The organism is Halodesulfurarchaeum formicicum, assembly GCF_001886955.1.
In the GTDB taxonomy this organism is placed as follows: Archaea; Halobacteriota; Halobacteria; order Halobacteriales; family Halobacteriaceae; genus Halodesulfurarchaeum; species Halodesulfurarchaeum formicicum.
In genome coordinates this window covers 352,674-378,848 of record NZ_CP016804.1, presented here as the reverse complement: position 1 = coordinate 378,848, position 26,175 = coordinate 352,674, and the positions used below count along the sequence as shown (strand labels likewise).

General features: G+C 66.6%; 23 protein-coding genes. 16 read left to right on the top strand and 7 right to left on the bottom strand.

Annotation, left to right across the window (positions count from 1 at the left end; translation table 11 throughout):
* The first annotated feature begins 122 nt into the window (after window positions 1–122).
* The 4 genes from HSR6_RS01915 to HSR6_RS01900 are packed head-to-tail and all read left to right on the top strand — an operon-like array spanning window position 123 to window position 4,305.
* Entirely contained in the window at window positions 123–800 is a 678-nt protein-coding gene (locus HSR6_RS01915) for a P-loop NTPase family protein (protein WP_071932650.1), read from the top strand.
* A complete protein-coding gene (locus HSR6_RS10795) occupies window positions 800–1,057 on the top strand; it encodes a hypothetical protein (RefSeq protein ID WP_070364360.1) in 258 nt (85 codons plus the stop codon). The genes HSR6_RS01915 and HSR6_RS10795 overlap by 1 nt, the downstream gene beginning before the upstream one ends.
* Window positions 1,058–3,187: a type B DNA-directed DNA polymerase gene (locus HSR6_RS01905; RefSeq protein WP_071932649.1), complete on the top strand. Its 2,130-nt coding sequence runs from the start codon at window positions 1,058–1,060 to the stop codon at window positions 3,185–3,187.
* A 41-nt stretch (window positions 3,188–3,228) separates the two neighbouring features.
* Entirely contained in the window at window positions 3,229–4,305 is a 1,077-nt protein-coding gene (locus HSR6_RS01900; RefSeq protein WP_071932648.1) for a tubulin/FtsZ family protein, read from the top strand.
* Window position 4,306: 1 nt separating this feature from the next.
* On the opposite strand, the gene HSR6_RS01895 is transcribed toward HSR6_RS01900, so the two are convergent.
* Complete coding sequence (locus HSR6_RS01895) at window positions 4,307–4,915, bottom strand: undecaprenyl diphosphate synthase family protein (protein WP_070364357.1); 609 nt, start codon at window positions 4,913–4,915, stop codon at window positions 4,307–4,309.
* A gap of 95 nt (window positions 4,916–5,010) precedes the next feature.
* On the opposite strand from HSR6_RS01895, the gene HSR6_RS01890 reads away from it, so the two are divergent.
* Entirely contained in the window at window positions 5,011–6,303 is a 1,293-nt protein-coding gene (locus HSR6_RS01890) for a DUF92 domain-containing protein (RefSeq protein WP_071932647.1), read from the top strand.
* Here HSR6_RS01890 and dnaG read toward each other — a convergent pair.
* A complete protein-coding gene (dnaG, locus tag HSR6_RS01885) occupies window positions 6,300–7,550 on the bottom strand; it encodes a DNA primase DnaG (protein ID WP_071932646.1) in 1,251 nt (416 codons plus the stop codon). The genes HSR6_RS01890 and dnaG overlap by 4 nt on opposite strands.
* 154 nt (window positions 7,551–7,704) lie before the next feature.
* Between dnaG and HSR6_RS01880 the strand changes: the two genes are divergently transcribed.
* The 4 genes from HSR6_RS01880 to HSR6_RS01865 all read left to right on the top strand — a co-directional run bounded on the left by HSR6_RS01880 (window position 7,705) and on the right by HSR6_RS01865 (window position 12,271).
* Window positions 7,705–7,932, top strand: coding sequence for a DUF3311 domain-containing protein (locus tag HSR6_RS01880; RefSeq protein ID WP_070364354.1), 228 nt, complete (start codon window positions 7,705–7,707; stop codon window positions 7,930–7,932).
* The gene (locus HSR6_RS01875) at window positions 7,929–9,437 is read left to right on the top strand and encodes a sodium:solute symporter family protein (RefSeq protein ID WP_071932645.1); all 1,509 of its coding nucleotides are present in this window, start codon (window positions 7,929–7,931) and stop codon (window positions 9,435–9,437) included. Before HSR6_RS01880 ends, HSR6_RS01875 begins: the two co-directional genes overlap by 4 nt.
* Window positions 9,434–10,375 carry an HFX_2341 family transcriptional regulator gene (locus HSR6_RS01870; protein WP_070364352.1) on the top strand — a complete coding sequence of 314 codons (942 nt, stop codon included), beginning with the start codon at window positions 9,434–9,436 and terminating at the stop codon, window positions 10,373–10,375. Before HSR6_RS01875 ends, HSR6_RS01870 begins: the two co-directional genes overlap by 4 nt.
* 111 nt (window positions 10,376–10,486) lie before the next feature.
* Window positions 10,487–12,271, top strand: coding sequence for a PAS domain-containing protein (locus HSR6_RS01865; protein WP_070364351.1), 1,785 nt, complete (start codon window positions 10,487–10,489; stop codon window positions 12,269–12,271).
* 3 nt (window positions 12,272–12,274) lie between these two features.
* Here the strand turns inward: HSR6_RS01865 and HSR6_RS01860 are convergent, their stop codons facing one another.
* The 5 genes from HSR6_RS01860 to HSR6_RS01840 form a co-directional block, all read right to left on the bottom strand.
* Complete coding sequence (locus tag HSR6_RS01860) at window positions 12,275–13,915, bottom strand: ATP-binding protein (RefSeq protein WP_071932644.1); 1,641 nt, start codon at window positions 13,913–13,915, stop codon at window positions 12,275–12,277.
* Window positions 13,916–14,056: 141 nt separating this feature from the next.
* Window positions 14,057–15,961, bottom strand: coding sequence for a vWA domain-containing protein (locus HSR6_RS01855; RefSeq protein ID WP_071932643.1), 1,905 nt, complete (start codon window positions 15,959–15,961; stop codon window positions 14,057–14,059).
* Window positions 15,962–15,967: 6 nt separating this feature from the next.
* Window positions 15,968–17,014, bottom strand: coding sequence for an AAA family ATPase (locus HSR6_RS01850; RefSeq protein ID WP_070364348.1), 1,047 nt, complete (start codon window positions 17,012–17,014; stop codon window positions 15,968–15,970).
* A complete protein-coding gene (locus HSR6_RS01845) occupies window positions 17,014–17,460 on the bottom strand; it encodes a hypothetical protein (RefSeq protein WP_071932642.1) in 447 nt (148 codons plus the stop codon). Before HSR6_RS01845 ends, HSR6_RS01850 begins: the two co-directional genes overlap by 1 nt.
* Before the next feature lie 120 nt (window positions 17,461–17,580).
* A complete protein-coding gene (locus HSR6_RS01840) occupies window positions 17,581–18,246 on the bottom strand; it encodes a DUF1405 domain-containing protein (RefSeq protein WP_071932641.1) in 666 nt (221 codons plus the stop codon).
* Window positions 18,247–18,379: 133 nt separating this feature from the next.
* Here HSR6_RS01840 and HSR6_RS01835 point away from each other — a divergent pair, with 133 nt between their 5' ends.
* From HSR6_RS01835 to HSR6_RS01805, 7 genes are all read left to right on the top strand, one after another.
* Complete coding sequence (locus HSR6_RS01835) at window positions 18,380–19,597, top strand: LeuA family protein (RefSeq protein ID WP_071932640.1); 1,218 nt, start codon at window positions 18,380–18,382, stop codon at window positions 19,595–19,597.
* A 223-nt stretch (window positions 19,598–19,820) separates the two neighbouring features.
* Window positions 19,821–21,596, top strand: coding sequence for a biosynthetic-type acetolactate synthase large subunit (gene ilvB / locus HSR6_RS01830; protein WP_071932639.1), 1,776 nt, complete (start codon window positions 19,821–19,823; stop codon window positions 21,594–21,596).
* Window positions 21,597–21,607: 11 nt separating this feature from the next.
* Complete coding sequence (gene ilvN / locus HSR6_RS01825; RefSeq protein WP_070364343.1) at window positions 21,608–22,183, top strand: acetolactate synthase small subunit; 576 nt, start codon at window positions 21,608–21,610, stop codon at window positions 22,181–22,183.
* Window positions 22,180–23,187: a ketol-acid reductoisomerase gene (gene ilvC, locus HSR6_RS01820; protein ID WP_071932638.1), complete on the top strand. Its 1,008-nt coding sequence runs from the start codon at window positions 22,180–22,182 to the stop codon at window positions 23,185–23,187. The genes ilvN and ilvC overlap by 4 nt, the downstream gene beginning before the upstream one ends.
* Window positions 23,180–24,586: a 3-isopropylmalate dehydratase large subunit gene (gene leuC, locus HSR6_RS01815; protein ID WP_071932637.1), complete on the top strand. Its 1,407-nt coding sequence runs from the start codon at window positions 23,180–23,182 to the stop codon at window positions 24,584–24,586. The genes ilvC and leuC overlap by 8 nt, the downstream gene beginning before the upstream one ends.
* Window positions 24,583–25,209, top strand: coding sequence for a 3-isopropylmalate dehydratase small subunit (locus HSR6_RS01810; protein WP_070364340.1), 627 nt, complete (start codon window positions 24,583–24,585; stop codon window positions 25,207–25,209). Before leuC ends, HSR6_RS01810 begins: the two co-directional genes overlap by 4 nt.
* A complete protein-coding gene (locus HSR6_RS01805) occupies window positions 25,206–26,174 on the top strand; it encodes an isocitrate/isopropylmalate dehydrogenase family protein (RefSeq protein WP_071932636.1) in 969 nt (322 codons plus the stop codon). Before HSR6_RS01810 ends, HSR6_RS01805 begins: the two co-directional genes overlap by 4 nt.
* The last annotated feature ends 1 nt before the right edge of the window (window position 26,175 follow it).

The window sequence follows — 26,175 nt, the reverse complement described above, 5'->3', positions numbered from 1 at the left end:
GGAGCAGTCGGCACAGCGGGTGTTCGTATCGAATTCACTGTTCTCGATCCACCTACAGCCGGTCCGGAACGGCCGGAAGGGCCCGTGTTCGAGTTTTCCCGTCGGCACAACTCGGTTGGAGCATGCATCACACAGGTTCCGTGCCGGAGCTCCCCCAGCTCTCGCCCGGGGTCCGGCTCCTCGACGCTCCGCGACGCTCGATCGGCCCGCTGCACGCGCTCGTACTCGATCACCTGCTCGTGACGGGTGGCACCGCCGTCTGGATCGACGCCCACGGGCACGCGACCACGACCTATTTGGCCGAGGTCGCGCCCAGCCCGCGTGTCCTCGACCGGGTTCGCGTCGCCCGTGGGTTCACTCCCTACCAGCACCAGTCGCTGCTCCAGGACGCCGCGGCCGAGATCGACGGCGACACGAGTCTCGTCGTCGCGCCGGCCGTCGACGGGCTCTACCGCGACGAGGACGTTCGCGGGGCCGAACCCCAGTCGATGCTCCTCCGGAGTGTGGCCCGACTCGCCCGCTACGCTCGCGAGGCCGAGATCCCCGTCCTCACGACCCGGGCCGCGGCCGACGAGTTCAGCGCGCCGGTCTCCCAGGTTGCGGACAGCACCATCACGGTCGAGCGAACCCGGTTCGGGCCCCGGTTTCGGAGCCCGAACTTCGAGACCCAGATCTACGCCGAGTCGGGGCCGACCATGCAGACCACACTCACCTACTGGGCGCGGATCCTCCGGGCCCGACGCCCGGCCCACGAGACACAGCCCAGCCAGGAGCGGGCGATCGCGGAGGTGAGTCCCTGATGGGCCGGACCAACCCCACCTATCGCGACCGGCTCGACGCCCTCGAAGCCGACTGGGGCCCATACCGGCGCAGCCTCCGCCAGCACGAGCAGGGCCCCTTCGATCGACTCTGGGAGCACGCCCGGGCCCACGCCGACGCGAGCGGGATGTACAACCCCGCCGACCCGATGCAGACCGTCCTCCTCTCGGTCTGTCTGGAACAGGAGCGAGCGATCCAGACACTCACCGAGCGAGTGAGCAGCCTCGAAGCGGACTAGATGTTCAAAATCGACTACCGCGAGGACGGGGCCGTCCGCCGCTGGACGACGACCGAGGACGGGGCAACAGTCACGGTGGACACGGACTACCGACCGACGATCTACCTCTGGGCCGCTGAGTGGGAGACCGTCCAGACCCACCGGGAGCACGTCGCGGCCCATCCAAACGTGGCCTCAGTGACCGTCGCCTCGAAACGACCGGGCTGGCGACACGACCCCCAGGACGTGCTCGAAGTGACCCTGACCGACATCGAGGCGGTCGACGCGCTCGCGCCGCAGTTGGCGAACATGGGCCGGCCCGGTGACCTCCGCCTCTTCAACGTCGATTTCTCACGGGGGTTCCGGTACTGCCTCGAAACGGGCCAGTCGCCGGTGCCGACAGGTTCGCTCCACACGCTCTCGATCGACGTGCCGGCAGTCGAGGTACACCGGGAGGGGCACCTTCGCGAGGCCACCGTCGAGGGCGAGTCGATCACGGGCGATCCGTCCCAGGTGCTCGACGGCGTTCTCGACCGGATCCACGACGCTGACCCCGACGTGCTGGTGCTTTCGAGTGCCGAGATCGTCCCCGAACTGTTCGCGATCGCCGACACACAGGAGCGAGACCCCATCGCCGTCGGCCGACTGCCCGGATACCGGAAACTCGCCGGCGAGTCGACCTACGAGAGCTACGGCCAGGTCGGACACTCCCCGGCCCGCTATTCGGTGCCGGGGCGGGCGATCATCGACCGCTCGAACACGTTCTTCTACGCCCAGACGAACCTCGCCGGCGTCCTCGATCTGGTCGCACGCTCGCACAAACCCCTCCAGGAGCTGGCCTGGGCGTCGATCGGGAACGTCCTCACGGCGATCCAGATCCGGGCGGCCACACGGCGGGACGTGCTGGTCCCCTGGCGGTCCTTCCGCCACGAGCAGTTCAAGACGATGGGCCAGCTTCGGGCGGCCGACCGCGGCGGGTTCACGTTCTCGCCCGACGTGGGACTCCACGAGGACGTTCACGAACTCGATTTCGCCTCGATGTATCCGAACATCATCGTCACCCGAAACATCTCCCCGGAGACGATCCGGGGGGATTGTGACTCTTCGACGACGGTGCCCGAACTGGACTACGAGATCTGTGAGCAGCCAGGCTATCTCCCCGACGTGCTCGAACCGCTGGTCACGGCTCGCGAGGAGATCAAGGCCGAGCGGGCGGCGACGGACGACCCGGAGCAACGAGCGGCACTCGCCGGCCGCGCCGAGGCGATCAAGTGGATCCTCGTCTCCTGCTTTGGCTATCAGGGCTTCTCGAACGCGAAGTTCGGCCGGATCGAGGCCCACGAGGCCATCAACGCCTACGCCCGCGAGATCCTCCTCACCGCAAAAGAACGCCTGGAGGCCGGCGGCTGGCGCGTGGTCCACGGGATCGTCGACTCCATCTGGGTGACCCCGATGGCGGAGACCGACCAGCGACCGCTCGGGGAGATCACGGCGGCGATTACCGAGGCGACCGGGATCGAACTGGAGTACGAGGCCGCCTACGACTGGGTGGCCTTCGTCCCGAAGAAAGACACCGAAGCGGGCGCGTTGACCAGATACTTCGGGCGACGGGCCGACCCCGCGCCGGACGAGTCCCCCGTCAAGGTTCGCGGGATCGAGGCCAGACAGCGCTCGACCTGTGACTGGGTCGGCGACCTGCAGCGGACGCTGATCGAGGTCCTCGACGAGCACCGGGAACCCGAACCCGTCCTCGATGTGCTCAGGGAGCGACTCGATCGACTGGCCCGGGGGGCCGTGGACCCGGAGCGACTGTTGCTCACGAACCGGGTGGGAAAACCGCTGGCGGAGTACACCCAATCGACGCGGAACGTGGCCGCACTGAAGCGAACGCGAGCCACCGGGATCGACCTCGCGCCCGGCCAGGACGTCTCCTACGTGGTCGTCGACGACTCGAAGACCACCCGAGAGCGGGTGCGACTACAGGGAGAGCCACTCGAGGACTACGACGCCGATTTCTATCGAAAACGGGCCGTTCGCGCAGCGGCGTCGGTGCTGTCACCCCTGGGCGTTCGCGAACGCGATATCGAGTCCCACCTGGCCGATTTCGAGTCCACGAGCGTGACCGGCTGGACCGTGTCCCGAGAAATGTGAACCACCCAATATTAATATGTCAGCCCCACAATGAGAGTGGCATGAAAGCCGCCCTGGTCGGGCTCGGACAGGCAGGGGGACGGATCGCCGAGGCGATCCGGGACGCCGATCGGCAAGCCGGATACGGGGCTGTCGGGGGCGTCCTGGCGGTCAACACCGCACGGACGGACCTCACCGGCCTCGACGTGGACACCATGTTGATCGGCCAGGACCGCGTGGCCGGTCATGGCGTGGGGGCCGACAACGAACTCGGCGCGGAGATCATGACCGACGATCGGGGCGAAGTCCTGGCCGGACTCGACGGGATCATCACCGCGGAAACCGACGCGGTGGTGCTCGTCGCCGGACTGGGCGGTGGCACCGGCAGCGGGGCCGGCCCGGTTCTCGCCCAGGAGCTCAAACGCATCTACGACCAGCCGATCTACGGGCTCGGGATCCTTCCGGGCCGGGACGAGGGTGCGCTCTACCAGCAAAACGCCGGCCAGTCGCTCAAGACCTTCGCGCGGGAGGCCGACTCGTTGCTCCTGGTCGAGAACGACGCCTGGCGACAGGCCGATGAGAGTGTCGCAGCGTCCTTCCGGGCCATCAACGAGAAGATCGCCCGACGGCTCGATTTCCTCTTTGCCGCCGGCGAAGGGGTCGAGGGAGTCGGCGAGTCGGTCGTCGACGCGAGCGAGGTGATCAACACGCTCCGGCCGGGCGACATGGCAGCCGTGGGCTATGCCGCCGCGGACGCCGCACCCGATCCCGGCGAGAACGTGAACGTCATCACGAGCACGGCCCGGCGAGCCCTGCTGACCGGCATGAGCGTCCCGGAAACCACACGCGGGGAGGCCGCGCTGGTGCTCGTGGCCGGCGATCCGGACCGACTCTCGCGAAAGGGAATCGAGCGGGCCCGGAAGTGGATCGAGTCCGAGACGGGCACTATGGTCGTCCGGGGCGGCGATCTACCGATCCGGGGCGACCGCATCGCCGTAGTCGTCATCCTCTCGGGTATCGCCGGGTCGCCGCGGCTCCAATCGTTCCTGGAACGGGCCACCGCAGCCAGTCAGGCGGTCGAGGAGGAAACTGATCGGAAAAACGCCTTCCAGAACGACGAATTGGAGGACCTGTTCTAATTCACTGTCCGAACCGACGAGTGCGCTGTTTGTACTCCAGGACGGCCCGGAAGAACTCCCGGTCACGGAAGTCCCGCCAGTTGACGTCGGTGAAGTACAACTCGGAGTACACCGACTGCCAGATCATGAAATCCGAGAGTCGCTCCTCCCCGGTCTTGATGACCAGGTCGGGTTCGTCCGCGAAGACCAGTCGGTCCTCGATGTCCGCCGCCTCGATCGAATCCGGGTCCAGATCCCCGCGATCGACGGCCTCGGCGATCGATCGCACGGCGGTGGCGAACTCCTCTTTGCCCCCCAGCCCGAGGTTGATCTGAATCGGGGCCGAGCCGGGTTCGGGAGTTCGCGGGTCACGGACCGCGACCTCGCGTGGGAACTCGAGAGCTTCGACCGACCGCTCGACGGTGTCCAGGACGGCCTCGTCGAGCACGCTCACGTACACCGTCACTCGCTCGGCCCCGACGTCGAAGGCGAGTTCCACGAACCGCTCCAGGCTGCCGTAGGCCCCCTGTTCGAGGAGGTCACGCTCGGTGATGACCAGCGCGACGTGGGCCGGTGGCTCGCCGGCCGCGAGTCGAACGCGAAGGCCCAGATACCGGTCGTAAAGCGCCACAGGCCCAGTTCGACCGGGCGTTACTAAACGGGCCGGGATCGACCCGGCGACGGTTCGAGATACTTAAGTGAGCGCCGTCGAAAACCCGAGGACGTGTGAACCGTCCACTCTCCCGAACGGCGACGTTCGCGGCGCTGTCCACGGTTTCCCTGGCCGTGGCGCCTTCGGTGTGGGGGACGATAACAGCCTTTCTCGCGGTCGCGACCGCCGGGGCCCTGGTGACCACAGGACCGGTCTTCGAGGCGCTCTCGACGGCCGTCGACGAAAAAGACGGTCGCCTGCGGACCCTCATCTCGTTTGCGCTCACCGGGGCGGCACTGGCGGCCCTGATCGTGGCCGTCGAGCTCCCGAAACCCGTCTACGTCACGGCGATGGTGACCCTCGGGTTCGGTGATCTGGGCCGACGCATTTTTGAAGCGGTCCGGCCAGTCCCGATCCTCGCGACGGCGGGGTTCGTGTTCGTCGGCGGGGCCGCCGGCATCGGTGGCCAACTCCTCTTGAACGCGTTTTCGGGTGCGGTCGGCCACGGACCGACGATCCTCTTTCTCGCCGCGAGCGCCGCGTTCCTCGGGGCGCTCCTCCGCTCGGTGCTCGTCGCCCGGAACGATCCCCTGGTGCTCGGGTTTCTGACCGTGCTGCTCTGGCTGCTCGCCGCGCTGGCCGGGGACATTACCTGGACCGCGGTGCTCGTGGGCCTGGGCGTGTCCTTTCTGTTCGGCTCGCTCTCGATCGCGCTCGAAACCGCCTCGATTCCCGGGATGCTCACCGGCGTGTTCCTCTCGCTTTTGGCGGTCGTGCTGGGTGGGTACGGCTGGTTCGTCCTGCTGATCGCCTTCTTCGGGATCGGCGGGCTCTCCACGAAGTTCCGCTACGACGAGAAAGTGAGTCGAGGGGTCGCGGAGCCGAACGAGGGCGCTCGCGGGACCGGTAACGTCCTCGGGAACTCCCTGGCAGCGCTCTTTGCCCTGCTGCTCTATGCGGCCCACGCCCAGCTTCCCGTTCCGGGAATCGTCTTCGTCTATGCCTTCGCGGGGAGCGTGGCGACCGCGCTGGCTGACACTCTCTCCAGTGAAATCGGTGGCCTGTACGACCGGCCGCGCCTGGTCACCACCCTCTCGCGGGTCGAACCGGGCACCGACGGCGCGGTGACCTGGCAGGGTGAACTTGCGGGGGCTGGCGGCGCGACGATCATCGGCCTGCTCGCGTGGTTGGTCCTCCCGATCTCGGGGATCGGCGTCGTGCTCGTGGTGCTCGCTGGACTCGTGGGTATGACAGTCGACAGCCTCGCCGGGGCCACGATCGAGGGCGAACACGTCGGGAATCAGGCCGTGAACTTCATCGCCACGAGTGCCGGTGGCTGTGCGGGCGCGATCCTCGCTCTCTTCTAGCTGGCGTCGAGCGAGCGGATCCGCACCGAGGCGGGTTGCTTGACGATATCGCCCTCGCCGGTCCCATAAATCGCGGTCACACCGTGTTTCGCCGCGACATCGAGCAGGGGCTGGGCGACCGAGCCGTCGACGAGGACCGTTCGCGCGTCGTCGCCGGCCGCCCGGACGAGCGAGCGGGCTGCATCCAGGTCGCCGCTCTCGAGGAGTCGGAACTCCGCGTCGAGCACGCGGGCGGACTCACTCCCGCTGACAGCCTCGATCTGTGCGGCCAGGGTGGCCGCCGTGTCGCCCGTCGTGGTTTCAGAGTCGGGTTCCGAGTCGGCCGACTCGGCGGGCTGGGGGCTCACCGTCTCGGTAGTGACCGCGACGGTGCCGCCACCGCCGTCGGTCGCCGAGGATCCGGGTTGTGAAGCCGTGGCCGAATCCGACTCGGTCGATCGCTCGCGTTCCAGGGCCTCGACGGGGACTTTCTCCTGGAGGGCGGTGTGAACCTCGTGTCGCGAGAGGTCCTCGACGGACCGGCCCGGCGGCGAGAGCGCCACGTAATCGAGCTCCCCGACCTGCATGAGTTCCTCCCGAATGAGATCGCCGCCCCGGTCGCCGTCGAGGAAGGCCGTAGCGGTCTTCTCCCGGGTGAGTGCCGCGACCGCCTCCGGGACGTCGGTCCCCTCCACAGCGATCGCGTTTTTGATGCCATAGCGGAGCAGCGTGCGAACGTCCGCCCGCCCCTCGACGACGATGACGGCGTCGCTCTCCGCGACGTTCGGGCCGGCCGGCAGTCCCTCGTACTCGATGATGTCCCCGACCCGGATGCTCTCACGGACCTCCTCCAGGATCGCCCGGCTGTCCATCACCTGTTCGTCGAAGGCCGTGGCGAGCAGTTCCTTCGCCCGCTCGACGACCTCGCGGCGCTTTGCCGCCCGGACGTCCTCGATCCGGTCGATTTCGACGGTGGCCTGGCTCGGGCCGATCCGGTCGATCGCCTCCAGGGCGGCCGCGAGGGTCGCGGTTTCGACCCGATCGAGGCTGCTCGCGATCGTGATGGTTCCCCGGGACGTCCCGCCCTCGCTCCGTACCTCGACGTCGATCCGTCCAAGCTTCGAGGATTCCTGGAGGTCACGGAGTTCGAGTTCGTCCCCGAGCAGGCCCTCGGTCTGGCCGAAGACGGCCCCGACGACGTCGCTGCGCTCGATGACGCCGTCGGCGACAAAGCCCGCGTGGATGAGATATTTCGCCGTGTCCTCCATCGTTTCTGTCGGGTGGATGAACGGCTGGGCGGCTTTAAAAGCTGTCGTCGGTTCGCGGTCGATCCCGTCGGTTGAAGAAAAAATTTGTTCGATACGGCCGGTTGGACACCAATAGTAATTTATTAACCCGTTCAGAACGAGGTCGACGCTAACGATGGACCCGCGCTCGATCGGCTGGGCGATCGGCTTCTTCCTGCTCGCCGCCCTCGCGATCCCCTGGTTTCTCTGGGATTCGGCGGCCATGGCCTTCGGTCTCCCAGTCTGGCTGTGGTATCACATCGCCTGGCTGCTACTGGCTGCACTCGTGTTCCGACACTTTACCCGGCGAGGATGGGGACTCTGGATCGACGAGCGAACTGACAGCCACGGGGGTACGCGATGAGCGTGGCACTGCAACTCGGCATCATCGTGGGGTACCTCCTCGTCGCGCTTGGCGTGGGCCTGATCGCCTACCGGGTGACCGAGCGGACGGCCGAGGACTTCTACCTCGCGAGTCGGTCCTTCGGCACCGTCGTCCTGCTCTTTACGGTCTTTGCCACGCTGCTCTCGGCGTTCACGTTCTTCGGCGGGCCGGACAACGCCTACTCGCTGGGCCCGGAGTGGATCCTCGTCATGGGACTGATGGACGGGATCATCTTCGCGATCCTCTGGTACGTGATCGGCTACCGGCAGTGGCTGCTCGGCCAGCGTGAAGGCTACATGACACTGGGGGAACTGCTGGGAGACCGCTTTGGGTCCCGGGCCCTCCGCGGCCTGGTCGCGGTCGTCTCGCTTTTCTGGCTGTTCCCCTACGTGATGCTCCAGCAGATCGGCGCGGGGGCGGCCATCACCGGGCTCACACAGGGTGCCGTCCCGTTCTGGGCCGGAGCGACGCTCATCACCGCGTTCATGATTGCCTACGTCGCGCTGGCGGGGATGCGCGGGATCGCCTGGACGGACACCCTCCAGGGCGTGTTCATGCTCGCGATGGTCTGGCTCGCCCTGGCCTGGGTCCTCCTCGCTGTCGATGGCGGCATCGCCACGATCAACGCCGGCATCCAGGCGAACGCGCCCGACTTCTTCGCGCTGGGTGGTGGGGCTTACACCCCGCAGTTCATGCTCAGCTTCGCGATCTCGATCGCCTTCGGGGTCACCATGTTCCCCCAGATCAACCAGCGCTTTTTCGCCGCGGCCTCCGAGACGGTGCTCAAGCGCTCGTTCACGCTCTGGCCCGTGCTCGTCCTCTTGCTCTTCGTCCCGGCCTTCCTACTTGGCACCTGGGCCGCCGGGCTGGGCATCGAGGCCGACGTGGCCGCCGGCGAGAGTGTCCTCCCCCAGCTCCTCGCGGCCTACACCCCGACGTGGTTCGCCGCCCTGGTCATCGCGGGGGCCATCGCGGCGATGATGTCCTCCTCGGACTCGATGCTCCTCTCCGGATCCTCCTATTTCACCCGGGACCTCTATCGACCCTTCGTGGACCGGGCGCTCTCCGAGCGCCGTGAGGACCGGCTGGGCCGACTCGGCGTGGTGGGCTTTGCCGTCGCCGCCCTGCTCGCGAGCGTCTGGGCCGAGGGCGGGGGAATCGGGGCTGCGAGCGTCGGTTCGCTTTTGATCGAGATCGGTGACCTGGCCTTCGGGGGATTTGCCCAGCTCGCCGGCCCGGTGCTGCTGGCCCTCTACTGGCGCGGGACGACCCGACGCGGACTGATCGCCGGCATCCTGGCCCCACAGCTCGTCTACGTGGCCTTCAACTTCCTCCCCGCGACGACCGTCGCCGGCCTCCCGCTTTTCGCCACCAGCTATTTCGGCTGGGGGCTCTCCCTCTACGCGATGCTCTTCGGGGTGGCGGTGACAGCACTCGGCTCGGTCGCCGACCGCAAGCGCCGTTCCGGAGGTGCCAGGCCGTGAGTGAATCCGAGTCCGTCCCACAGACACACATCGTTCCCGTCGGGTTCGAGTACGACCGACTGATCGCCCCCCTGATCCGGGACCAGTTCACCGTAGATCGGGTGATCCTGCTCCAGGGCGCGGTCGGCAGCGAGGGCAACGTCGAGTACTCCAAACGGCTGGCCCGCAAACTGGAGGCTGATTTCCAGAATCTACTGGGGGCCCGAACCGAGCGGATGACCGTCACGGACGTGTACGATTACGACGCGGCCTTCGAGCAGGCTTTCGCGTGCATCACCGCCGAACTGGCGGCCGGTCGCGAGGTCTGGGTGAACGTCTCCTCGATGCCACGCCCGGTGAGTTTCGCCTTCGCGACTGCGGCCCACTCGGTGATGGTCGAGCGCGAGACCGACCGGGATCGCATCCACACCTACTACACGGCCCCCGAGAAGTACCTGGAGACCGAACTCGCCGAACAGCTCCGGGCGGGAATCGAGTTGCTCGAAACACTTGCGGCCGACATGGACGAGGACGGGACCGTGACTGTCGACCCGGAACGGATCCGCGACCGGCTGGCCGCCGCGACCTCGCTGCTCGCCGAGTTCGACGAGCGGGGCGCCACCGTCGGGACGGCGGAGATCGACGGCAGCCACGTCCAGGAACTCCCGGTCGCCCCGTTCTCGAATGTCAAGCCCTTCGAAGAGCTCATCCTCCACACCCTGGGTGAACACGGGGAGTTCGAGTCCATCAGCGAGTTCGCCGAGACCCTGGCTGCGGACCTCGGCGAGGAGTACACCGACAGTTTCCGCTCGAAGGTCATCTACAACGTGGATCGGCTGGGGCCGGGTGGCGTGGGCTACATCGAACGGGAGACCGAGGGCAAGTCCTACCGGATCAGGCTCTCCCGGATCGGCGAACTGTGGGTCCGTTCACACGCCACCGAGGGAGCAACAGCGTGAGAATCGGCACATCATTGATAAGTAGGGCCGCCGAGAATCGAGTGACGGGAAGCCCAAAGGTCAATTGGGGAGGGTGCCATGTGGCCGTGCCGGTTCGGGGACCGCCAAAGGATGGACATGGAGGGACACACCGAGGATCGGTCACGGTCGACCGCGGGCGAAGCCGGGGCTATCGGGACGTTTTCGGCCCCGGCACATCGCCGATACGTCGGGCTCACGACTGGTTTCGGCCTGCTGGTGCTCGTCGGGCTCTCGGTCGTCCAGAAGTGGCTCATCGGCGCGCCAACCGGCAACCTGGTCGGGTACGTGGTGCCGGCACTTTTCGGCGGCGGAACCGGGTTCGTATATGGGTACTTCAACGTCGGGCGAAAGCGGCGGATCCGGGAACTGGAGCGTGAGACCGAGATCCGGCGGCTCATCTCCGCGGTCAACCACGCCCTCGTCGAGACCGACGACGTCGCGGCGATGGGTCCCGAGATCGCCGGCATCGTGGGATCGAGTTCGCTGTTCGAGTGTACCTACGTCCACCTCTTTGCGCCGCCGGAATTCGAGACCGTCTGTGTCCGCAACGCGGACGAAACAGCCGCCACGATCCGGGCGTTCCACACCGAGACATACATCGAGCAGGTCTTCGAGTCCGGCGCCTACCGGATCGAAGACGTGACGGCGTCGCCCTTCGACCACCACGAGACTGACGAGCGGTCACACGCCGGCGTCGGAATCGCGATCGGCCACGAGGCACAGCGATATGGCGTGCTGACAGTTCACTTCCCGCCGTCGGTCACGCCGACGCCGGCTGAGATCGACTTACTCGAGACCATCGGGGACGATTTCGGCTACTTCGTTCACACCCAGATCCTCGAGGCGGAACGACAATCCTTCGCCGAGATCGTCGAACGGATCGACGACCCGGTCATGGTTCAGGACCGTGATGGGACGTTCCAGGTGCTCAACGAAGCCGTCACGGCCGTTGCGGGGAAATCACGATCGGCGTTGCTCGGGGCCGACGAGACCCCGTTCATGGACGAGGCCACGGCAGAGACGATCGCCGCGATGAAAGACCGGGTCCTCGAAACCGAAGCGCCGGTCTCCTATCAGGTCACGCCAAACTTCCCCGACGGCCAGGAGCGAACCTTCTCGACGACCCGATACCCCTATTACGACGAGCGGGGGCATCTTGACGGCACCGTCGCGATCTGCCGGGACGTCACCGACCTCCAGGCCCACCAGCGACAGCTTCGGGTGCTCGATCGAGTGCTCCGGCACAACGTCAACAACAATATGAACGTGGTCCAGGGGTATGCGGAGATGATCCGCGAAGAGGCAAGCGGTGTGTCCGCCAGCTACGCCGCGAAGATCGCGTCCAATAGCCAGCGACTGCTAGATATCGCCCACAAGCAGCGCAAGATCACGGATTTCCTCTCCGAGACCCAGCCGAGAGAGCGGATCGAACTCGAAGCGCTGTTGGACCAGATCGTCGGGCGGATCGAGTCGGAATTCCCGCACGCGTCGGTGTCACTCACCTGCCCCGGGGCGGTCCACGTGTGGGCAAGCCGATCGGTCGGCGACGCCATCGAAGAGCTCCTCACGAACAGTGTGGTCCACGCGGAGCGTGCCGAGCCGAACCCCCGCGTGACAGTCCAGACGGAGGCCCGGCGAGTTCGTGTTCGAATCGTCGACGAGAATCCAGCAATCCCCGAGATGGACCAGGATGTCATCTCGGGCGCGGACGAACTCGGGGCGCTGCGGCACGGCAGCGGCCTCGGACTGTGGCTGGTCAAACTCATCGTCGATCACAGCGGGGGAGCCATAGCCCACCGGGAGCGAGATCCCCAGGGCAACGTCGTGATAGTCGAGCTTCCGGCCAGCAGCCAGGCTGACACGGGGCCGAACTGATCCTCACTCCGAGACTGGGATTTCGACGACGAACACCGCCCCAGTCGGCTCGTTGTCCTCGACGGACACCGTGCCGTCGTACCGGTCGACCAGCGTCTGAACCAGGTAGAGACCGAGGCCGGTCCCTTCACTGTCGAATCCGATGCCCTCCTGGAAAATCGCTCGTTTGTGTTCGGCCCGAACGCCCGGCCCGTTATCGGCGACCCGCACGACGACCGTGTTTTCGTCCCGTTCGGCCGCGACCGTGACCGCTGGAACGGTCTTGTCGTTGTGATTGATCGCGTTTTTCAGCAGGTTCCGGAACACCGAGCCGAGCATGTCGTCGGCGAGAACCTCGACATCCGGGAGCGGGCCATCGACTGTCACCACGGCGTTCTCGTTGCTCGACTGAGCCGCGTTGATGACCTCTGTGAGAACGGCCCGGATGTTCTTGGGATGGAGGTCGACCGTGGATTGCAACATGACGTCGGTCACGTCCCTGGCGACTTCGGTGATCTCGACGGCCTCCCGGGCCGCTTCGAGTACCTGTTCGATGTAGCTCTCGCCCTCGGGTTCGACGTATGGCTGGACGGTCTCCGCGTAGGCCAGTACGAGCTGGAGGTCGTTTCTGATGTCGTGACGGACGACCTTGTTGATGAGCTCCAGATTGTCCCGCTGGGTTTCGAGCTGGGCCTCGTACTCCTTGAGCTCGGTGACGTCCCGGGCATAGCCGAGAACCGCGTCCTCACCACTCCCGGGCACGGTGTAGGGGATCTTCCGCGTCTGGAGGATACGTGTCTCGCCGTCGGCCGTGGTCAGTTTCTCCTCGGGGATGAACTTCGGCTCGCCCGACTCGATGACCGCGAGGTCGTCCTCCCTGAAGGAATCGGACTGGCTCGCTTCCGGAATCAGCTCGGGCTCCGTCCGTCCTTCGACCGCCTCGGGGTCCTGTCCATACGCCGCGGCAGTCGCCTCGTTTGCCAGCAGATACTCTCCCTCCCGGTTCTTCGCGAAGATCAGGTCCGGGACGAGGTCGATGATTCGGCGAAGCTGTTCCTGGGCCTGCTTGCGGTCGTCCCGCTGGGACTCGAGTTCTCGGCGGGTGCGTTCCTGTGTGAGTTCGTATCCCGCCCACTTCGAGAGCACCTGAACGAGGGTCCGCTCGTCCCGAGTGAAAGAACTCGCCTTTGGATCGTCGGACGCGAAACAGAACGTACCGTAGAGTTCGTCATCGACCTCGACTCGGCCGCCGATGTAACTCTCCAGTTCGAAGGTTTCGTAGGCCGGGTCATCGCCCCACCCGGCCTCGAGTGCGTTCTGTATGGTCAGGACGTCCTCGGATTGAATCGTTTTTCGACAGTACGCTTGCGAGAGTGGGGCCTCCGACCCCGGCTGGAGTAACTCGTGGTCGCCGACCGCCTGCTCGATCGTCTGGGTGCCCGTTTCCGCGTCGAGGTCCGCGACGTCGATCTGAGAGAGGAACCCGTATGGGAGCCCCAAGGTCTCGACGCCGATGGTGAGCAACCGATCGATCTTCTCCGAGAAGGAGAGCTCCGTGTCCATCGTCACGTCGTACACCGACTGAAAGGCGGCTATCGTGTCATCTGACTGCGCCCGCTCCTCGACGTGAGGCCCATCGGGGCTGTCGTTTGTGGATGAGTCCATCTCCGGATGGTTCGATTTCCCAGCCTGTGTCCTTCTAAATATCGGTGGGTGCACTCGTTGATCGATTGCCAAATTCGGGTGGGCGAGCAGAAGCGTTCCAGTGGGCATCGGGCACCCGGAGCAAAAATCGGCCGAAAAGTGCTACACGAGGATTTCGGTCGCTAGCTGTCTGAGTTTCTCCTGCAGATCGCTGCCCGGGGACGCAGTGACCGAGCGCGTGTAGGTCCCGGTGGCCGGAGCGTCGGCGAGGTTCACGCCCACCACTGGGAAGGTCGTCGCCGCGATGGTCTCGGAAAACGATCCCGGGTTGGCCGGTTTGTCGTCTGTCAGGACGAACATGACCCGCCTGGTCTCGCGGGCCGATTCGCGGTTCAGCCGCCGCCGGACGACATGAAGAACGGTCGTCAACGGCGTTCCGCCACCAGTTCGGCCGTGAAAGAGGCGATCGCGGTTCGAGTCCGAGGAGACCCCGAAGGGCTTTCCGATCCGAACGGTGGAATCGTACAGTTCGAAGACCGCCGTCTCGACCCCCACGTCTTCGAGCGCGTAGAGCAACAGTCCCAGTGCGAGTTCGGCCTGCCGGATCTTCCGGCCCATCGAGGCGGATCGGTCGAGCACGAACGCCATGTAGTAGTCCTTCCGGTCGGGTTCCTCGCGACGTCGCTTGAGATTCCCCGGATTCGATTCGATAGCGGTCCGGTAGAGACGCTTCGAGTCCAGCCGTCCCCGGCGGGTGCCCCGTCGAATCTTCGTCCGGCGCTCGTGCTGCAGCCGATTCCGGAAGAGTCGGGCCAGTGGGCGATAGTCGGAGCGAACGCGGTCCAGCACCGTCGGGTCGGCAGTCCAGGATTCTGTTGGAACCACGAGATCCAGGGAGCGCAGTCCGTCCCCGGCCCTGTTGCCGTCCCCAGCGAGTGCCGCTTCGAGTTCGTCGTACTCCTCGAGGGCGGCTTCCGTCACGTCGGCCTCCTCTCGGGCGTCGTCCGCCGCCGCCTCGGCGGCCTCGGCCTGTATCTCGGGGTCCACCTCGACGCTCGCCGCCGAGTCGGGCGCCGAGTCGCCCGGACCCCGTTCGTCCGGGTCGAAATCCGCAGCGTCCGCGGCGTCCAGCGCGTCGGCTGGAGCGATGCTCTCCCCGGAGTCGTTGTTCCGGGAATCGTCCGGCATCCCCTCACCGGCCGCCCCCTCGCCCGCACGACCGTTCTGCTGGGTCCGGCCGTCGGCATCGGCGTCGGCAAGAACCGCGAGGACCGTCTGGACGAATTCGAAGATCGCCGCGTTCCGATCGGTCGCCTCCGGCGTCGAGCGGACGGTCTCGACGATTCCCGGGAGTCGGGGCCACAGTTCAGTTTCGAAGCGCCGTCTGTCCGCCTCGGTGGTGAAGTGATGAGCGGGATCGCTCGGATCGAGCAGGGACCCGATTACTTCGAGGTCCAGCCCGTAGTCCGCCGCGAGCCAGCGGTCGAGAATCGAGGCGTGGACGGCATGTGCGAGGGGATACACGAAGCCACCGCGTTCGGGGTCCGGGATACCGACGGAGGCATCCTCGAGGAGGTTCGCGCGCAGCGCCCGGAGCGGTTCGTCGTAGTTGGGCCAGCGCCGGACGATCTGGGTCTCGATCGCCGCGTCTTCGAGGACGTTGTGCAGGGTGTGGGCGACGCCCGCCTCGCCGGTGTCCAGTTCCGCCAGCCGGGCCTCCCAGTCGGCGTAGTCGGTGTACCGGATGTGCCCGGCCTCGTGCACCGCGAGGGCCCGCTGGACGAGCCAGTCCCAGGCCCGCGGGTCGTAGTCGGTCACCGGCTGGTGGACCCGTCGCCCGGTGATCGCGACCTCGTATGCGGAGGTCGCCGTGGATTCCAGTTCCGTCGTCCGGATCGACTCGTCGATTCGGACGGTCGTCTCCCAGGCCCGGGAGAGTCGCCGGAGGTTCCGCTGGAGTCGCCGTCGACGCGACTCCCCCGTCCGGACTGCCTGCCGGTCGACGGCCTGGCCGAGGGCGCTCACCAGCGCATCTCGGTCCAGATCGGGATCGAGGGTGACGGGCATCTCGAATCAGAGTTCGTCGGCGATCGCGTCCCGGATGAACTGCTTGTCCGATTTCATCGCGGCCTGCCCGACGAACTTCACCCGGGCGGCCGCCGCAAAGCCCATGAACTCCTCGTCCGGGCCAGCCATCTCGACGGTGTCCCGGAGTTCCCGGTGGCCGATCGGGGTCGCGATGGCGTTTGCCTCCCGGCGGGCCTCCCGGAGGACCGCCGCAAAGCGGACGAGATCCCGGAGTTGCTCGGTGTTTGTCGCACCGGTCTCGGCTTCGAGCAACTCGACTTCGGTCTCGATTCCCGCCTGATCGTCCTCGCTTGCGGCCAGATACGGGTGTTCGATGACGACACACCGCGAGCGCAGGGCGTCGTTGAGTTCGGCGGTATCAGCGTAGTGCAGGGGATTGATCGTCGCCGTGGCGTGGAAGTCGGGATGGATGTAGCGCCCCAGATGTTCGTCCGGGTTCCAGGTTTCCCCCCGTGGGAGGTCCCGGAGCGTGCGCCCGACCCCACGCAGGTGCAGTTCGCGCTTGCCCCGATCCTCGAACAGCGGGTGTAGCGCGGCAGTGACCGACCCGGTCGCCATGTTGAGTTCGTCGGCGACATAGAGGCCGCCGAAGATCGCTGCCTTCGCTGCCTCGCCGAGGATGTAGTAGGTGCCACCCTGGCCGTCGAGGTCCTTCTCGCCCACCACGTCGAAGACCGAGGTCTCCGCCCCGAACTCCTGGCGATAGACCGGATGATTCACCGTGGCGGCCACCGTGCGGATCAAGTGGTTCTTTCCCGTGCCGGCCTCCCCTTCCAGAATGACCGGTTTGTCGAGCGAGAGCGCCCGGTAGAAGGTCTCCTCGGTGTCTCGGGGTACGTCCGGGAGTTCGGCCGGGAAATAGGGAACCGCAGTCTCCGGGATCGCCGGATGACCCGGCTCGAGTTTTCTGAGCCCGTTGACCTGTTCGCCCGTCGGCGCGCCGGCGAGCAGTCGGTCTGGGTCGACGTCCACTCGAATTCCGTTGATCGTGCCGTCCGTCTGCTCGCTGGACTGCTGATCTGGTGTTGCCATCACTGATCGGCCTCCCGGTAGTGGAATTTCCGGCCCACGACCCGGTGGATGTGGACCGTCCCAGTTCCGGTGTCATTCGCTTCCCGACTGGCTCGCCACAGCGGGCCGAAGTAGTCGGAAAGGGTCGTCTGCATCTCCGCGACGTGGGTCGCGTGCACGTGTGGTTCCCAGTCGTCGCGGTTGCTCGCCCGGCGCTCGGCGTGAACGGCGACCGTGTACTCGTCCTCGCGATCGATCGCGGCGATCTGCCGGTAGGGCGTGTGGGCGTAGAAGCCGCGAAACAGTTCGGTGACGGCCTCGACGGCCGTGTCGGGCAGCGATGCCAGTATCGGCTCGTCGTATGCGAGAGCCATCGACTCGACCTGAGCCGCCTCCGCCGCGGGCAGATCCTGGCCTGGCTCCTGGCCATCGAACAACCAGACGCTCGGTTCGGCTACCTGGGTCATTGTCGATCAGGTGGGGCCCGGCGACAAAGAGTGTGGCCGACCGGCACGATGCAACCGTGAGAGCGCGGGCAAAGCGGCGGGCATATCGATAGTTGGTCCCACGCCCACTCAAAATTGTTTCTATGGCTCGGTCCCACGCCGGAGTTCGTCGATCCGGGTCGAAAGCGCCAGGAAGGTCGCGAGGAGCGTGAGGACCACGGCCGCGCCGGCGGCCAGATCGTGGGCCGGGAGGTCGTGACTGAAGCCGCCGGCGACCTGTTCGGCCCGGAGCCAGGTGTGATGGAGCCGGCCCGCGAACGGGACGAAGTAGTCCACGAGGTCGTTGAGCCCGTACCAGAACGCGGCCACGGCCACCGCCGGGATCGAGAACGTGGCGTATCGGTGGATGACAAAGGCCTCGACGGCCATCGCGAGGTGGCTCGTAACGAGGAAGACGTACAGCCAGGGTGCGACTCCGGCCGGACCGTTGAGCACGAGCTGGACGAAGGGCGTCCAGAGCCCGAGCTTGAGCGCGCCGAAAAAGGCCAGCGCGTGGAGCCAGTCGGCGTCGAAATCAACGCGGTAGGCCAGCAGTGAGAGCGCGACGAACAGCGTGGCAACGGGGCTGTCGGGTACGAGCGGCCAGGCCACGATCGGGGTCGCCGCGAACTGAATCCGGTAGTACCAGAAGCCAAAGGCAGTGCCGAGGATGTTGATCAGGGCGATGGGAACCGCCAGTCGCAGGGCCAGATCCTCGATGAACCGGGGTAGCGGGGCGAGATACCACGGTGGACGCTCCGCGGACATATTCCAGGAATGGGCGGCTGGTGTCAAAGCCGTACTGATCCCGGACACGGGGGACGTGCCGTGGTAACACGTTCCCCGTCGAAGGGAAGACTTAACTGCGGGAGGGGACTTTCCCATCGTACGATGACCCAGACTGAGGAGTCGCTCGGCGCAAGCTCGGGCGATCGAGTTCTTCCAGGGCACGTTAGCTACACGTAGCGAGTTCGAATCGGTCCGGATCTTCGATACGACACTACGTGACGGCGAACAGACCCCGCGCACATCCTTTTCCGAGGCTGACAAGCGAGAGATAGCCCAGATACTCGACCAGATGGGGACCCACGTCATCGAGGCGGGGTTCCCGGCGAACAGCGACGCCGAACTCGAGGCGGTCCGTGACATCGCCCGGTCGACGGAGACGACCGTCGCTGGCCTGGCTCGCGTGGTCGAATCCGACGTCGAGGCGGCCATCGAGGCCGAAGTCGACATGATTCACGTCTTCGCGAGCACCAGCGACGTCCAGATCGAGGACTCCATGCACTCCAACCGCGAGGAGGTCAAGGAGCGCTCGGTCGCCGCCATCGAGCAGGCAAAACAGAGCGACGCCGAGGTGATGTTCTCGCCGATGGACGCCACCCGCACGGATCGAGACTACCTCGCCGACGTGCTTTCGGCCATCGACGAGGTCGATGTGGACTGGGTGAACATCCCGGACACGACCGGGGTCGCCAGTCCCTCCCGATTCGCCGACCTGATCGGCTTCGTGGGCGAGCACACCGACGCGCGAATCGACGTCCACACCCACGACGACTTCGGAATGGCGACGGCCAATGCCATTGCGGGCATCGAGGCCGGGGCCGACCAGGCCCAGGTCTCGATCAACGGCATCGGCGAGCGGGCCGGCAACGCCGCCTACGAGGAGGTCGTGATGGCCGCCGAGTCGATCTACGGTGCGGACACCGGGATCGACACGACCCGGATCTCCGAAATCGCGGCCATCATCGAGGAGAAATCCGGCGTTCCGATCCCGCCCAACAAGCCAATCGTCGGGGAGAACGCCTTCTCCCACGAGAGCGGCATCCACGCCGCGGGCGTGATCGAGAACGCCGACACCTTCGAACCCGGGATCATGACCCCCGAGATGGTCGGCGCCCAGCGTGCGATCGTCCTGGGGAAACACACCGGAAGCCACGCGGTCCGGGACCACCTGGAGGAGGCGGGCTATGCCCCCACCGATGAAGAGGTCCGGGAGGTGACCGAGCGGGTGAAAAATCGGGCCGCGGAGAAACACACGATCACCGTCGAGGACCTCCACCGGATCGCCGCCAAGGTCGGGGTGGACCGTGCCGAGTCCACGGAGGTGCATGCGTGATGGGGACCGCAAACCCTATATCGAGCCGTCGCCCACACTCGGGACAAGATGGCCCACACACGCATGCCCCGTCTCGCGTGTCCGGCCAGCATCGCGATCGTAGGGGCCTAGGGCCCCCAGTACACTACTTTCCTGACCCGACTGTAGCCCATCGCGGAGACAGTTCCCGCCACCTGGCGGCGATCGGTATCGACACGGAACCCACCGGACACGCACACGGACCATGAGTAAATCCCAACCGACGAACGAATCAGAAGCTTCGGCAGACACAGACGAGCTGTCGGAGGAAGCAAGCGACGAGCAGACAGCAAACAAAACCAAGGGGGCCCAATCGGTCGTCACGGCCCTGGAGAAGGCCGAGGTGGAGATCACCTTCGGCGTCCAGGGCGGAGCCATCATGCCAGTGTACGACGCCCTGGCGGACTCGGATATCCACCACGTCTCGATGGCCCACGAACAGGGGGCCTCGCATGCGGCCGACGCCTACGGGATCGTCTCCGGAAAACCGGGGGTCACGATCACGACCTCCGGGCCCGGCGCGACGAACCTGGTGACCGGCATCGCGGACGCCAACCTGGACTCGGATCCGATCGTCTCCCTGACCGGCCAGGTCCCCCAGGACATGGTCGGGAACGACGCCTTCCAGGAGACCAACACCATGGGCATCACCTCGCCCATCACGAAGGCCAACATCTTCGCCACCAGCCCGGACACGGTCGGTGACGACGTCGGAACGGCCCTCGCGCTGGCGGCGGAGGGGCGACAGGGGCCGACCCTGGTCGACCTGCCGAAGAACGTCACCACGAGCGAGACCGACGTCGAGCCCTCGGAACCAACAGTCCCGGAAGCCTATCAGGTGCCACCCGACGAGGCCGACCCCCACAGCGTCGAGGCGGCCGCCGAAGCCCTCGCCGCGGCCGACCGGCCGCTGATCCTCTCGGGCGGCGGCGTGATCAAAAGCGAGGCCAGCGAGCAACTGCGGGAGTTCGCGATCGAGTACGGCATCCCCGTGGTCACGACCATGCCCGGCCTGGGCTCGTTCCCCGAGGACAACGCCCTCGCGCTGGAGATGGGCGGCATGCACGGCACGGGCTATGCAAACATGGCCCTAAGCCACTGTGACGTGCTGCTGGGGATCGGAACCCGCTTCGACGACCGGCTGACCGGCGGCATCGAGACCTTCGCCCCGGAGGCCGAGGTCATCCACGTCGACATCGACCCCGCGGAGATCTCGAAGAACATCCACGCGGACTACCCGCTGATCGGCGACGCGGGAGCCGTGATCGAACAGCTCCACGGGGCCATGCCCGGCGAACCAGACGCGGAAGCCTGGCGCGATCGGACCATGGAGTGGAAGGCGACCTACCCGATGGGCTATGAAACCCCACAGGACGAGGCCGTCAAACCCCAGTTCGTCGTCGAGGCGATGAACGAGGCCGCCGCGGACGACGCGATCGTCACCACCGGCGTCGGCCAGCACCAGATGTGGGCCGCCCAGTACTGGACCTACACCGAGCCCCGGACCTGGGTCTCCTCGAACGGCCTGGGCACGATGGGCTACGGTGCGCCGGCAGCGGTCGGCGCGAAGTTGGCCGCCCCGGACACCCAGGTCATCGCCTTCGAGGGCGATGGCTCCTTCCTGATGACCAGCCAGGCCATCGCGCCGGCCGTGCGCGAGAACCTGGACATCACCGTGGCCATCCTCAACAACAGCTACGTCGGGATGATCCGGCAGTGGCAGGACGCCTTCTACGACGAGCGTCGCTACGAGAGCGACTGGGACTGGGGCCCGGACTTTGCAACCCTGGCGGAGGCCTACGGCGCACAGGGCCTGCGGGCGATGGGCTACGACGAGGTCCCCGACGTGATCGAGGAGGCCTTTGCCTACGACGGCCCCTCGGTGATCGACTTCCACGTCGATCCCGTCGCGGACGTGTACCCGATGGTGCCAAGCGGTGGGAACAACGCGGAGTTCGCCCTGGAGGCGGATCACCTATGACTGGTGAGAAGATGGCCGGCCCGGCCCCCGAGGACCGAGAGAAGCCGACAGGCCGCCGCAACTCACAGGGCATCCGCATCGACCCCCAGGCGGAAGCCGAGGCCAAGCCGCGACGGACCGTGATCTCGGCCCTGGTCGATCACAAACCCGGAGTCCTCGCGAAGGTCTCCGGCCTCTTCGCCCGCCGGCAGTTCAACATCGAGAGTTTGACTGTTGGGCCCACGGTCGATGAAACGATGGCCCGGATGACCATCGTCGTCGAGGAGCCCGAACCGGGCATCGAGCAGGCCAAACGCCAGCTCCGCAAGCAGGTCCACACCTGGTCGGTCCGGGAGGTCGAGGGCGCAATCGAGCGCGAACTCGCCCTGATCAAAGTTGACGGGCACGACCCCTCGGGGGTCGCCGCCCTCGCGGAGATGCACGGCGGACAGGCCGTGCGGGCCGACGACGAGGTCGTCACGGTCGAGTTGACGGGGACAGAGGAAGAGATCGACGCCGCCATCGCGGCGTTCGAACAGTTCGGCGTTCACGAAGTCGCCCGCACGGGCACCGCCGCCCTCGCCAGCGGCACGCGATCCACAGCATGACAGAGGAATTCACCCGACCGGTATACTACGACGAAGACGCGGACAGCTCACAGATCGACACAAAGACCGTCGCCGTCCTCGGCTACGGCAGCCAGGGCCACGCCCACGCCCAGAACCTCTCGGACAGCGGGGTCGACGTGGTCGTCGGCCTCCGGGAGGGTTCGTCCTCCCGGGACGCCGCCGAGGCCGACGGGCTCCGGGTCGCCACGCCCACGGCCGCGGCCGCCGAGGCCGACATCGTCTCGATGCTGGTCCCCGATACGGTCCAGCCCGCAGTGTACGAGGCCATCGAACCCGAACTGGACGAGGGTGATACCCTCCAGTTCGCCCACGGGTTCAACATCCACTACAACCAGATCGAGCCGCCCGAAGGCGTCGACGTAACCATGGTCGCACCGAAGAGCCCCGGACACCTGGTACGACGCAACTACGAGGCCGGCGAGGGCACGCCCGCGCTGGTCGCGATCTACCAGGACGAGACGGGCGAGGCCCTCGAGGAGGCCCTGGCCTACGCCCAGGGCATCGGCTGTGCCCGGGCCGGCGTCATCGAGACGAGCTTCCAGGAGGAGACCGAATCGGACCTCTTCGGCGAGCAGGCCGTCCTCTGTGGCGGGGTCACGAGCCTGGTGAAAACGGGCTACGAGACCCTGACCGAGAACGGCTACAGCCCCGAGATGGCCTACTTCGAGGTCCTCAACGAGCTCAAACTCATCGTGGACCTGATGTACGAGGGCGGGCTCGGCGAGATGTGGGACTCGGTGTCGGACACCGCCGAGTACGGCGGCCTGACCCGCGGCGACGTCGTCGTCGACGAGGAGGTCAAGGCGAACATGGAGGAGATCCTGACGGAGATCCAGGACGGCGAGTTCGCCCGCGAGTGGATCGCGGAGAACCAGGCCGGTCGGCCGTCCTACACGCAACTCCGCAACGCCGAGAGCGAGCGGGAGATCGAAGAGGTCGGGGACCGCCTGCGGTCGATGTTCGCGTGGGCCGACGATGAGTGAGGGCACCCTGTACGACCACGTCTGGAACGAGCACCTGGTCGAGACCCTGCCGACGGGCCAGGACCAGTTGTTCGTCGGGCTGCACCTGATCCACGAGGTCACGAGCCCCCAGGCGTTCGGGATGCTCCGGGAGCGGGACCTGGACGTCGCGTTCCCCGAGCGAACTCACGCGACCGTCGATCACGTCATCCCGACGAAGGATCGGTCGCGACCGCTCGAAGACGAGGCCGCAGAGGAGATGCTCTCGGCCCTGGAGACGAACACCAGTGAGGCCGGTATCACCTACTCCGGCCCCGAGACGGGTGATCAGGGGATCGCCCACGTGGTCGGTCCGGAGCAGGGGCTCACCCAGCCCGGCATGACCATCGTCTGTGGCGACAGTCACACCGCCACCCACGGGGCCTTCGGCGCGCTGGCCTTCGGGATCGGGACGAGCCAGATCCGGGACGTCCTCGCGACTGGCTCGGTCGCCGCGGAGAAACACGACGTCCGGCGCATCGAGATCACGGGCGAGTTGAGCGAGGCCGCGACGGTCAAGGACCTCGTACTCGGGCTTATCCGCGAACTCGGCACGGACGGCGGCGTGGGCTACGTCTATGAGTACGGCGGCCCCGTCGTCGAGGCCATGTCCATGGAGGAGCGAATGACCCTCGCGAACATGTCCATCGAGGGCGGTGCGACTGCGGGGTACATCAACCCCGACGAGACCACCTACGAGTACCTGCAGGGCCGCGACGCGGTCCCCGAAGGGGAGGCCTTCGAGGAGCGAAAGGCCTACTGGGAGTCGATCCGGTCGAACCCCGATGCGATCTACGACGACGTCGTCGAGTTCGACGCCTCCCAGATCGAGCCGTCTGTCACCTGGGGGATCACCCCGGGGCAGGTCGTCGGCGTCACCGAGCCGATTCCGGCCCCGGCGGATCTTCCGGCCGGCCAGCGAGATGCCGCCGAGCGAGCCTACGAGCACATGGACGTCTCGCCGGGCGAAACCATGGACGGCTACGGCGTCGACGTGGTCTTCCTCGGTTCCTGTACGAACGGCCGGTTGCCCGACCTGCGGGCTGCCGCCGAAGTCCTCGAGGGCCACGAGGTCGACACGGACGTAGAAGCCCTGGCCGTGCCAGGGAGCCAGCGGGTCAAGGCCGCCGCCGAGGCGGAGGGCCTCGATTCGATCTTCCGCGAGGCCGGCTTCGAGTGGCGTGACGCGGGCTGTTCGATGTGTCTGGGGATGAACGGCGACCGCCTGGAGGACGGCCAGGTTTCGGCCTCCTCGACGAATCGCAACTTCGTCGGTCGCCAGGGCAGCAAGGACGGCCGGACGATCCTGATGAGTCCCGAGATGGTCGCCGCCGCGGCGATCGAAGGCGAAGTGACCGACGTGCGAACCCTCGACCAATGAGCGACGAACCACCCGCCCCGCGTGTCACGTCCGTCAGCGGCACCGGGGTCCCGATCAGGGGCAACGACATCGACACCGACCAGATCCTGCCGGCCCGGTTTATGAAGGTCGTGACCTTCGAGGGCCTGGGGCAGTATGCCTTCTACGACCAGCGGGTCGAATCCGAGGAGCCACACCCCCTCGAAGACGACCGGTTCCGCGAGGGCTCGATCATGGCGGTCAACGCGAACTTCGGATCCGGCTCCTCCCGCGAGCACGCCCCACAGGCGCTGATGCGCTGGGGCGTCGAGGGCCTGATCGGCGAGTCCTTCGCCGAGATCTTCCGCGGGAACTGCCTCTCGCTCGGCCTGCCGACGGTCACCGCCGACAGCGAGACGGTGACCGAGATCCAGGACTGGATCGAGGCCAATCCCGACGGCGACATCGAGATCGACGTGGCCGAAGCCACGGTGACCTACGGCGGCAAGGAAATCGACGTGGAGATCGACGACGCCCAGAAGCGGGCCCTGACCGAGGGCACCTGGGACACCACCGCCGTAATGAAGGCGAACTTCGAACAGGTCCGTGAACGGGCCGCGGCCCTGCCCTACATCGAGGACGAGGAGATCCCGGAGGCACGATGACCCACGAGATCGCCGTGATCCCCGGGGACGGCATCGGTAGCGAGGTCATTCCGGCCGCGATCGAAGTACTAGAGGCCCTCGAGGTGGACTTCGAGTTCACCGAGGCCGAGGCCGGCGACCACCTCCTCGAAGCGGGCCGCGAGCCCCTGCCCGAAGCGACCGAAGCGCTGGCCGCCGAGGCCGACGCAACCCTCTTCGGGGCGGCCGGCGAGACGGCCGCTGACGTGATCATCCCGCTCCGGGCCGCCGTCGACTCCTTCGTGAACGTCCGCCCCGCGCGAACGTACCCGGGTGTGGACGCCGTCAAGAGCGAGACCGACCTGGTCTTCCTCCGGGAGAACACCGAAGGCGTGTACGCGGGCCACGAGGACGACCTGAGCGAGAATCTCAGCACGCTGACCCGGGTCGTCACCGACGAGGCCGCAGAGCGACTGGCCGAGTACGCCTGTGAGTACGCCCCCGAGGGCTTCACCATCGCGCACAAGGCAAACGTCATGCGGAAGACCGACGGCCGATTCCGCGACGCCGTCGCCCGCGTGGCCGAAGAAAACGACGTCGAGACCGACGAGGTACTCATCGACGCGCTGGCGATGCACCTGGTCTTGCGTCCGGAGGAGTACGACGTGATCGTCACGCCGAACCTGGCCGGAGACGTGCTCTCGGATCTGGCGGCGGGGCTGGTCGGCGGCCTCGGCCTGCTCCCGAGTGCGAACGTCGGGCCGGAGCGGGCGCTGTTCGAGCCAGTTCACGGGTCGGCCCCGGACATCGCCGGCGAGGGTATCGCCAACCCCAGCGCGACGATCCTGAGTGCGGCGATGTTGCTCGACTACCTTGCGGAACCGGAAGCGGCCGAACGCGTCCGCACGGCCGTCGAGGCGACCCTCGAAGCCGGCCCGCGGACGCCCGATTTGGGCGGCGAGGGCACGACCGAGGACGTGACCCGGGCGATTCTCTCGCGACTGTAAG